The sequence below is a fragment of the Terriglobus sp. YAF25 genome (assembly GCF_052113305.1).
Taxonomy (GTDB): domain Bacteria; phylum Acidobacteriota; class Terriglobia; order Terriglobales; family Acidobacteriaceae; genus Terriglobus.
The window spans coordinates 1-10,384 of record NZ_JBFRCY010000128.1 but is presented as its reverse complement, the minus strand read 5'-3'; the positions used below and the strand labels follow the sequence as shown (position 1 = coordinate 10,384).

8 protein-coding genes and 1 pseudogene are annotated in these 10,384 nt (G+C 60.1%); 1 reads left to right on the top strand and 8 read right to left on the bottom strand.

Annotated elements, in window-relative coordinates:
• Positions 1-108: 108 nt before the first annotated feature.
• The 4 genes from AB4043_RS07235 to AB4043_RS07220 form a co-directional block, all read right to left on the bottom strand.
• Entirely contained in the window at positions 109-792 is a 684-nt protein-coding gene (locus AB4043_RS07235; RefSeq protein WP_442301641.1) for a 7-carboxy-7-deazaguanine synthase QueE, read from the bottom strand.
• 4 nt (positions 793-796) lie between these two features.
• Entirely contained in the window at positions 797-1,174 is a 378-nt protein-coding gene (gene queD / locus AB4043_RS07230) for a 6-carboxytetrahydropterin synthase QueD (RefSeq protein WP_442301640.1), read from the bottom strand.
• A 363-nt stretch (positions 1,175-1,537) separates the two neighbouring features.
• On the bottom strand, positions 1,538-2,431 hold the full coding sequence (locus AB4043_RS07225) for a GDSL-type esterase/lipase family protein (protein WP_442301639.1): 894 nt from the start codon (positions 2,429-2,431) through the stop codon (positions 1,538-1,540).
• A gap of 256 nt (positions 2,432-2,687) precedes the next feature.
• Complete coding sequence (locus tag AB4043_RS07220; RefSeq protein WP_442301638.1) at positions 2,688-4,694, bottom strand: ATP-dependent DNA helicase; 2,007 nt, start codon at positions 4,692-4,694, stop codon at positions 2,688-2,690.
• Positions 4,695-4,875: 181 nt separating this feature from the next.
• Here AB4043_RS07220 and der point away from each other — a divergent pair, with 181 nt between their 5' ends.
• Positions 4,876-6,666, top strand: coding sequence for a ribosome biogenesis GTPase Der (gene der, locus AB4043_RS07215; protein ID WP_442301637.1), 1,791 nt, complete (start codon positions 4,876-4,878; stop codon positions 6,664-6,666).
• 172 nt (positions 6,667-6,838) lie between these two features.
• Here der and AB4043_RS07210 read toward each other — a convergent pair whose 3' ends face one another.
• From AB4043_RS07210 to AB4043_RS07195, 4 genes and pseudogenes are all read right to left on the bottom strand, one after another.
• Positions 6,839-7,930 carry a DUF7544 domain-containing protein gene (locus tag AB4043_RS07210; RefSeq protein WP_442301636.1) on the bottom strand — a complete coding sequence of 364 codons (1,092 nt, stop codon included), beginning with the start codon at positions 7,928-7,930 and terminating at the stop codon, positions 6,839-6,841.
• A 20-nt stretch (positions 7,931-7,950) separates the two neighbouring features.
• Positions 7,951-8,967: a DUF7544 domain-containing protein gene (locus AB4043_RS07205; RefSeq protein WP_442306757.1), complete on the bottom strand. Its 1,017-nt coding sequence runs from the start codon at positions 8,965-8,967 to the stop codon at positions 7,951-7,953.
• Complete coding sequence (gene trmFO, locus AB4043_RS07200; protein ID WP_442306756.1) at positions 8,930-10,198, bottom strand: methylenetetrahydrofolate--tRNA-(uracil(54)-C(5))-methyltransferase (FADH(2)-oxidizing) TrmFO; 1,269 nt, start codon at positions 10,196-10,198, stop codon at positions 8,930-8,932. The genes AB4043_RS07205 and trmFO overlap by 38 nt, the downstream gene beginning before the upstream one ends.
• Positions 10,195-10,384: pseudogene (locus tag AB4043_RS07195) on the bottom strand (GNAT family N-acetyltransferase); the annotation flags it as partial. The pseudogene AB4043_RS07195 and the gene trmFO, both read right to left, overlap by 4 nt.

The window sequence follows — 10,384 nt, the reverse complement described above, 5'->3', positions numbered from 1 at the left end:
GTCGAGCTCATTGCGGGTCCCTTCCTGCAAAACAGTTGCTAGTTGCTAGATGCTAGTTCCTGGTTGCCGGTTGGTGAAAGGGGCAGCGCAGGATTGGCTGCGCCTGAGTTAGACGCCTTTTTTCTGAGGTTCCCAGATGAATTTGTGGATCTGGAGGCTGAGGCGGGCGGGCAGGCCGTCGGCCAGCATCCACTCCACGAGGAGACGGGGATCGAGGGTTGCATTGTCTGCCGTACGCACGGGAGAGGGCGTCTTCTGGAATGCCGGAGACAGCAGGACATGGCCACACCTTGCCGCGAGCCCATGTTCCCGGATGAAGCCACGGGCAAACTCATAGTCAGCCCGGTCACTGATGACGAACTTTACTTCGTCGTTGCCGGTGAGCGCGTCGAGGTTGGCCAAGTGGAAGCTATTGGCGGCCGAACCGGCGCCGGGACACTTCACGTCTACGATCTTATGCACAGCCCGGGGAACGGCGGCCAGGGGGCGCTCGCCGCTGGTCTCCATCATGAGCGTGAAGCCTTTCGCCAGGAGCCGATCCATCAGCGGAAGCAGCTCGCGCGCCTGCAGCATGGGTTCGCCACCGGTGAACTCCACCAGGGTGCAGGGGAAGAGAGCGGCAAGTTCGTCTTCGATCTGTTCGAGCGTGTAGGGCTTGCCACCGGTAAAGGTGTACTCGGAGTCGCACCAGGAGCAGCGCAGGTTGCAGCCCGCCAGCCGGACGAAGATGCACGGCATGCCGGCGAAAGAGGACTCGCCCTGTACCGATTTGTAGAGTTCGATAAGGTGCACGGAGTTACTCGAAGTAGCGGGCCATGGAGGTGTCGGTCTCGTACATGACGCAGTCCTTCACCGAGACACGGCCGTTGGTCATCTCCAGCATCTGCTTGCTGGTCTCCTGGTAGAAGTAGCGAGCCAGGTTTTCGGCCGACGGGTTCACCTCGTCGAAGGGCTTGAGATCGTTAATCATCTGGTGGTCGAGGTAGTTGACCACGGGACGCATGACCTGCTTCAGCAGCTTGAAATCCAGCAGCAGACCGCTGCCGTCCAGTTCCTTGCCCTGCAAGGTAACCAGCACACGGTAGTTGTGCCCGTGCGGGTTCTCGCACTTGCCGTGATAGTTGCGGAGGTAGTGGCCTGAGGAGAAGGTCGCCTCTACGGTGATTTCAAACATGACACGGTCTGCTTTCTAAAAATGCTTCAGTATTCAGTTTACTAGCTAGTGGCCGATTGCTCGTTCCTGGTTGCTGATTGCTCGACAGCCACAGCAAATTGAAGAATTGAAGGATTGAAGGATTGAATAAAAAGGCCGCTCAGAGCGCGTCAAATGCCCTGCCTTTTCTATGAGTTACGGCGGTTGCGGCGCTGATCCTCAGCGCGGCGCTCAGCCTGCTCGAACAGGGTAGAAAGCACACCGCTGAGAGCAACAATGAGCGAGATCACAAGCAGGGAGTTCGCCGGGGACCCCACCCTTCGCGATGAAACCGCGAAGAATGGGGCAACGAAGATCGTGCTTTCACTCTGTAGTTCGATCCACCTAAGGGAGGTAGGTTGGAATGCTATCGCCCTCTTTGGAGAGCCACGTGCGCACCGGATCGGGATTCAGAGCACGCAGCGTGGAGACGACGGTGCGGGCGTTGAGCTGAGCGCCTTCAAGCGAGGTGTGGGTATGCGGGTCGGCGAAGAGCTTTTCGACGTCTTCGCGCGATATCGCGTCGTAGGCACGGGCGATGGCCTCATTCAGATCGAGGAAGGCGACACGTTCCTGCACGGCGACTTCATGAGCCCACGTGCCGTACTGATCGCGGTGGATTTTGCCGGTGGTTTCCTCCCAGGTCTTGCGTGGGATCGGAGAACAGATGACCGGAATCGCTCCTTTGGCCTCCGCCTCGCGCACAAACTGCCGGAGATACCAGCCGTAGCTGTGCACGACCTCATGCTTGCGGGTAATGGGATTGTCGATCTCCTGAGTCTCGTCACCGGTCCCCTTCAATGTCCCGCGGGCACGTGCTTTGTCGTCGAGCGGGCCGCTGTCGTTGTGACCGAACTGCATGAGGATAACGTCGCCCTTCTGTACCTGCGCGAGGACGCGGCTCCAGTGATCGCGGTAATAGGTGCGCGAGCTACGCCCGCCGAGAGCACGATTGACGACGTTCATCTTGTCGGTCTGGAAGAACGGATCGAGCTCATCACCCCATCCCCACTGGCCGCCTTTTCCCTGCCCGTCTCCGTTGCGCACCGTCGAGTCACCGATCAGCCAGAGAGTCGGAAGGCCGGGATGCGCGATGGGCCTGAAGGCGGCTTCGGCCTTGGCGTTGTCGAGGGCCGGATCGGTCCACTGGTTACCGTTGGGATTGTCGTCGGGAGTTTGTGCGTGCAGCGAAAGAGCGAGCAGAGCGCAGCATAGGCCAAGGCGAAGGAGGTTCCGCATGGCAACTATCTTAGGGGGTTTCGACATATTCGGTGGACCCAGTGCTTCTTGCACCATTCTTCGTGCCTACATCGCGAAGCGAGGCTGGGTTTCTTGAACAAGAGCAGAGTCTGGTGGGAAATCTGAGCTCAGTGCTCAGGATAGTGAAGGCCGGGCCCATGTCCCCACGGGACATGGGGCACCCGGTGCATGGGCTGTCTCGAATATGTCGATATAACCCACAGATGAGGAAAGGACCGTCGCTGATCTACACGCTTTATGCAAAGAAGTTTTCGACTTCGGTGATGTCGTCGGTGAGGCGATAGGAAGGCAGGCTCTCCAGAAAGATGCGACCGTACCTCTGCCGCTGAATGCGTGGATCCAGAAGCATGAGGACGCCGCGATCGTTGATGCTGCGGATCAGACGGCCGAAGCCCTGTTTCAGCGCGATGACTGCCTGCGGCACCTGGAGATCGAAGAAGGGCTGACCGCCGGTGGCGGTGATGGCCTCCATGCGGGCTTGAATGACCGGGTCAGAGGGCACAGCGAAGGGGAGGCGATCGACGATCACACAGCTAAGCTGCTCTCCCTGTACGTCAACGCCCTGCCAGAAGCTGCTGGTACCGAAGAGCACCGCGTTTGGGGTTGCACGGAACTCATCAAGAAGTGCCTTGCGTGGCGCCTGTCCCTGCAGGAAGAGTGGGAAGGGGACCTCGACCAGCATGCGCTCGTAGAGCTCGCGCATCTGCTGGTAGCTGGTGAAGAGGCAGAAGGCACGGCCGGCGGTAATCTCAAGCACGCGGCGGGTGCGTTCTGTGGCGTGCTTCATGAAAGCCGGGTCGCGCGGATCGGGCATGCCTTGGGGCAGATAGAGCAAGGCCTGCTTGCCGTACTGGAAGTGCGAGGGCACGATCAGCTCGCGTGCGCTGGTCATGCCCAGGCGCTTGCGGATGTGTTCGAAACCAGCCTGTACGGTGAGTGTGGCCGAGGTGAGGATGACGGAGCTGAACTTCTCCCACAGCGTCGCGACCAGCAGCTCCGAGACATCGATGGGCGTGGCCTGCAGTTGCGTGTGCAGTGCGGGCGCGGCATCGCGCCGGGCAGCGTTGCGAACACCGCCGATGGGTCGGCGCTCAATCCAGAAGACGGTGTTTGGATCTTCGGTCTCCATCAGAAAGCGGAGATGGGCACGGATGTCGTTGCAGCGTTTCTTCAGGCCCTGCACCTCGTCCACATCTTTCACACGATCGAGCTCGCCAAAGAAACGCTCGAGGGCTGCGAGTAACGAAAGATAGGCCTCGCCATTGAGTTCGAGGAAGTCCGTACGACCGGTGAACGGCATGCGGCCCGGCGAGTTGGCATGGGGCAGCGTCGAAAAGAACAGACGCGCGCGATCTTTGAGTGTGGCGATGGCGGAGTCGACACCGGCCACTACGACCTGACGGGCACGCAGCAGCAACTCGGTATCGCGTGCCAGTTCATCGAAACGGCCGGTGGAGAGTGAGATACCGAAGTAGGCGCTGGCGACATCTTCCAGCTCGTGCGCCTCGTCGAAGATGACCGCTGCGGCTTCCGGAAGAACGCCTGCGTCCGGGGCGCCTGCCGCCTCCTGTTTGATGGAGAGATCGGCGAAGAAGAGATGGTGATTGACGATGATAAGGTCGCTCTCGGCGGCCCGGCGGCGCATCTCCGTGATGAAGCAGCGCTCGAAGTTAGGGCAGGTCTGGCCCAGGCACGCCTCAGTGCGGGCATCGAGCTTGGACCAGAGCGCGGACGACTCCGGCAGAACGGTCAGCTCGGCACGGTCGCCGGTCTCGGTGGTCTGTTCCCATTCGGCGATCTCGCGATACTGGTTGATCTCTTCCAGACCGTTGAGAATGGGCTGGTCGCGCAGGGCGTAGAGCTTCTGCCGGCAGATGTAGTTGGCGCGACCCTTCATGTAGGTAACGCGCAAGGGGCCGAGCAGTGACTCCAGGAACGGGATGTCTTTGAAGAAGAGCTGTTCCTGGAGGTTTTTAGTACCGGTGGAGACGATGACGCGCTGTCCCCGCTCGCGGGCGAAACGCAGGGCGGGAAGAAGATAAGCGAGGGTCTTGCCGGTGCCGGTGCCAGCCTCGACGACCAAGTGACGGCCGTTGTCGAGGGCGCTCTCGACAGCTTTTGCCATCTCGAACTGGCCGCGTCGGTGCTCGTAGGTGAGCGAGGACTGGGCCAGCACTCCGCCGGGCGCGAAGAACTCGTGCAGCGTGGGGAGGTTCTCCGAGATGGTGGGAGGTGAAGACAAGGTGAAAGTCTCACCTCATGATATCGCGGGAAATAAGAAAAAGACGGTTCGAGCGTAGCTCGAATACCCATGTCCCCGAGAGACACCACCCCAACGAAACAAGTTCGTTGGGGACCCCGGCACATWGGGGCACCCGATCTTGTGGAAGCCGCGCGATAGTGCAGCCATATCACTTTCTATAATGAAATCTGAGAGAAAGCAGGCGAGAGTGGCCGGGAAGATTCAGAAGAGATTAGGAAAGAAGCACCGGCAGGCATCGACGCGGCCCAAACAGGGCAAGAGCCCACGTGCAGCGAACACCGGAGCTGGACGGGTTTCTGACGCGTCGCCGAAGGGGCGCAAGAAGATTGCCGCTAAAAAGCGCGCCGCTGTTGAGAAGGCACGCACACCGCGCCGTTCCCCGGAGTTCGAGCGCAAAGAAACCATCGTCCCCAATGTTCCGCTGCCGAAGCGCGAGCGCTATGTTGCTCCGCCGGAGAAGGTACGCATCGGCGATCGCCCGGCGACGCAGGTCGAACTGGGCGGTTCGCTCATCGAAGATGCACAGCATCCAGCCTCCGAGCCGCTGATCGCGATCTGCGGCCGGCCCAACGTGGGCAAATCGACGCTCTTCAACCGGCTTACCGGAACTCGTCGCTCCATCGTCGGCGATGAGCCCGGCATTACCCGTGACCGCATCTACGGGGAGGTGGAGTGGCAGGGCCACAAGGCGCGCCTGGTGGATACCGGCGGCGTGGTTCCCGATGATGAAGCTCTGATTCCGAGCGAGATTTTCCGCCAGGCGCAGGTCGCACTCGATGAAGCCGACGCCATCGTGATGGTGGTGGACGGACGGAGCGAGATTACCGCTCCGGATCTAGAGATGGCCCGCCTGCTCGTACGCAGCGGCAAATCGATCTTTCTGGCTGTCAACAAGATGGAAAGCGCGGCCGTCGCTATGGAGGCTGACAACTTTCGCACGCTGGGCTTCAAGGAGGTCTTCCCCATCAGCGCCGAACATGGCACGGGCGTGGGCGATCTGCTGGATGCTATCTATGACGTGCTGCCTGCCTCCGAAACGACAACGGAAGCGGAAGAGGCGGCGGACGACGAAGCCACGATTGAGGACGAGCCCAAGCTGCACCGCACGCACGGCGAGTACGATCTCCACGAGACGAAGATCGCTATCATCGGGCGGCCGAACGTCGGCAAGTCCACGCTGCTGAACGCGCTGACCGGAACCAAGCGCGCCATCGTCTCTCCGATTGCGGGAACGACACGCGATGCTGTCGACGAAGTTGTTACACGCGGCGGACATGACTTCCGCTTTGTGGATACAGCCGGCATTCGCCGCAAGGGCAAGACCACCGCAATGGCCGAGAAGCTCTCGGTCATCATGGCGCGCAAACATCTGGAAGCCAGCGACGTTGCGCTGCTTATCATCGATGCCACCGAGGGTGTGACCGCCCTGGATGCCAACATCGGTGGATATGCTCACGAGAGCGGGCGCAGCGTCGTCATCGTGGTGAACAAGTGGGACGCCGTCACCTCGAACCGCGAGGATAAGAGCCAGCCCTCCGCCGATCAGAAGGTATATGCGGAGCAGGTGCGTGAGCACTTGAAATATCTGGACTACGCGCCGCTGGTCTTTATCTCGGCGCAGAAGTCAATGAATGTACCGGCGGTCTTCCGCGAAGTGGCACGAGTCGCTAAAGAGCGCCGTAAGCGCGTGACCACAGGTGAGATGAACCGCTTCCTGAAGCGCGTGGACTTCCAGCGCGCCTCGGTGCCGATGTCCAGACGGGTGAGGATCTACTTCATGACACAGGCCGCGGTGGCTCCGCCGACGTTCGTGCTGTTCACGGATAAAGATGTAAAGCTGCACTTCAGTTTTGAACGCTTCCTGGAGAACCAGATCCGCGAGAGCTTCGGGTTTGTGGGAACGCCGATCTGGTTTAAGACCAAGGGGCGGAATAAGAAGGTAGAAGAATAGTTGAATAGTTGAATGGTTTGGCTCGTTGCGCATGGAGCCACATACCTGGGCCGTTGCCCCAGGCTGATCATACCTGGGCCGTTGCCCCAGGCTGATATAGAACGCGGGTTTCACCCCCACCGAACCAAGTTCGTCGGGGACCCCGGCCTTCAGCGCTTACTGCTTGTACGTCTTAGCTTGCGGGCTCACCTGCGATCGCGGGTGGCTCAGGATCTTGCGGTGCCGGCGGAGGCGTCGGCTGTAGATTCCACCAGCTTTGGCCGGGTGGTTCGAGAAGCTCGCCGAGCCGTGGGTAGCGTCCGCCGAGATAATAGGCCGCATAGCAGCGCAGGAAGAGTGTCACCGTGCCAATGGTGAGAAGCTGCACGTACAGGGCAATCGCAAAGAAGCACAACAGGAAGACAGCGACGCCCGCCCCGCCAAGAACACGACCTGTCATGGCCAGGTGAGGGAGCGCGAGGCCGCCGATGATCGCCGGGATCATGATCAGGAAGTAAAAGAACAGCATCACGATCGAACTTACGGTGTAGTGCGCGATGAACCCGGCGGTCGCCAGAACGATTTTCAGCGCGGCATAACCGCAAATGCTTCCCGGCTCCTGCTGGAAGTGTGCCTGGAAGCGGCGCAGAGCATCACCCGAGGTAATCTCTTCGAGCGCGAGGGAGGGCAGGACAAAATCTGTCAGCAGACCCCCGGCAACAACGACGAGAGACAGACCCGCGAAGAAACAGGCGTATCCCAGCATGAGAGATGCGACGATCTGAAACGGGTTCTGTTGGGCTGCGTTGAAAACAAATCCTGACCTAAGAATCCAACGAATAATGACGATACCGGGTAGCCACGCTATTAAAGCAAGAGGTGTTGTGATAGCGAGCTTCAGCTTCGCCCAGCGCCAACGCAATGGATGATATTTCCGCCAGGCGGGAGCGACAGACTGAGCGCGCTCCACCGCGATGTCGAAGGAGACCAACTGCATCCGCGACGCCAGGGTAAAAATCCAGAACGAAAGAGCATCAAACACAAGGGCGCCGAGGATCCCCAGAAAGGCGTGCCCAAGCCTGATGGGACCATACAGCTTTGGCCTCCAGAACATGAAACAGATCATGCCGAGGGTGCAAAACGGTATGTACGCGGTTCCCATGATCGCGACGTACGTAGAAGCGGCGAGCTTCCAGCTTCGGCCGAAGTGAAAGGGCTGAAAGAGAATCTCACGGGTTCGATTGAAGGCGGGTCCGATGGCTTCAGACGGAGTAAGTCGTTTCATGCGTCCTGACAGTTCTTGCTCTACAGTTGCTCCTCTGCGTTTCCGGGAGCGGCGGGCGGAGGGTCAAACGGCACAGAGGGGTGCAGATTCCACCAGCTTTGCCCAACCGGTTCCAGGATCTCCCCCAGAAGTGGATAACGGCCGCCAAGGAAGTACAGCGCATATGCCTGGAAGAAGGTAAACATGAAACCGGCGACCAGCACCATGACAAAGAGTATCCAGACAGCCAGCACGAACAAACCGACAAACAGGCCGATCCCCATCAGCACACTGACTATCGGCGACTTGTGCACAAGCAGATAGAAGATGGCGCCGAGCAGTCCCATGGGCACCAGGCCGAGGAACGCGGCAACGAAATAAATGATGTAGCCGCCGATGCCGAAAACAATAAACAGCGCCACCCGGAGCAGCATATAGAGCACTACCTGGCCGGGTTCATCCCTCACCACCGCCATGCCGCGCTCCAGCGCCGTAGCGAGCGATGCATTCTCAAGCGCGATGAACGGCATGACAAAATCACGCAGCAGCCAGTAGATCGCGAAGACACACAGGCTGACGAAACTGATCACCAGAAAGAACTGGAGAAATGCGGGGAAGAACCCGGGCGGGAGTTGTCCTGGAACTGTCGGCCGCATGCGTGCCGCGATGCCCCCGGTGTAACGCAGTGTCGCKATGACAACAAGCACGTAAAAGAGGAGGCTGGGCAGGAGCTTCAGCCCCATCCAACGCCAGACGGGTGCGCCATGTTTCCGCCACAGAGGCAGGATCTCAGTCTGTTTGGTAGCGACCACATCCACCATCACCAACTGCATGCGAGAACCGACAAGAAAGAGGACGGTCGTGACGATAAAGACGGCGAAGATARAGATGCCGGAGACCGCGGCCATGGCCAAGGCGGATTTCGCCGCGGCTGGATGTGATGCGCCGGAACGTAGGCCGGTGAAGTTTGGCAGGGACAGCAGGCTACCCGCTTCTGCCAGAAGAGCGCAGAGAGCCAGCTTAAAGTAGAGACCGAACTTGCGCCGTTCGAAGAGGATCTGCTTGGTGCGCTCCCATGCGGGACCGAAACGTGATATTGGCCGGCTGGAAGCCTTTTGCCTCAGAGTGCGTGATGTAGTGCAGGAGCGATCCATGCGCCGTCTGGCGAGGCGGCGTAACCGGTTGCTCTCCCCTGGCGAGCATGGCGGCAAAGCGGCCGGCGAGAAGACCACCCGCAATGGACTCCGTGTAGCCTTCGACCCCGGAGAGCTGCCCGGCGATGAGGATGGACGGGTGCGTCTTCAACTGCAGTGTGTTGTTCAGCACGGCCGGCGAATTGATGTACGTATTGCGGTGGATCTGGCCGTAGCGCAGAAACTTTGCGTTTTCGAGGCCGGGGATCATACGCAATACCTTGGCCTGATCGCCATACTTCATGTGGTTCTGGAAGCCGACGAGGTTGTAGCTGTCGGCCCGCAGGTTCTCCTGCCGTAACTGCACGCACGCGTAAGGCCAGCGGCCGGTCTTGGGATTGGTAAGGCCTGCTGGCTTCATCGGACCGAAACGAAGCGTGTCGCGGCCGCGGCGTGCGAGCTCATCGATAGGAAGGCAGGCCTCGAAGTACTGCGGCTTCTCCCAGTCTTTGCTCGCTACCTTCTCGGCAGCAAGCAGGGCCTCAAGAAAGGCCTCGTACTCTTCTTTCGTGAAGGGGCAATTGATGTAGTCGGCGGTTCCCTTGTCCCAGCGAGCTGCGAAGTAGACCTTCTCCATGTCGATCGTCGAAGCATCAACGATCGGCGCGATGGAGTCGTAGAAGGCGAGCTGGTCACTGCCGGTGAGCCGCTGCAGCTCGCCGGCGAGAGCGGGCGAGGTCAGAGGCCCGGTCGCGAGTACGGTGATGTGGTCCGCATCCTCGGCAAGAGTGGTGACCTCTTCGCGGACGACCGTAATGCCTGGGTGCGCGGCGATGGCATCAGCGACGCGACGCGAGAACTCAATGCGGTCAACGGCAAGGGCATGACCGGCGGGAACGGCGGTAGCATCGGCATCCTTCAACAGGAAGGAGCCGGCACGACGCATCTCCTGCTTGAGGAGCCAGGGAGCGGTGTTCTCACTCTCACTCTTCAGAGAGTTGGAGCAGACGAGCTCGGCGAAGTCGCTGGTCTGATGCGCCTCAGTCGAGCGGTGCGGCCGCATCTCGAAAAGCGTCACCTCGCAGCCGAGGGATGCGGCCTGTAATGCCGCTTCCGGCCCGGCAAGACCGCCGCCGATAACGTGAACCTTCTTCATACGGAAAACTTCTTTGCCAGCGCCGGCAGCTCGTCGCCGTCGACGCGCATGATGCGCCACGGATGGAGCATCTTTGCCCCAATGGACTCATAGAACTTGATGGCGGGCTCGTTCCAGTCCAGCACATGCCACTGGAAGCGGTCGCCCCGTTCAGCGGCAATGGAGGCAACCTGGGAGATGAGCGCC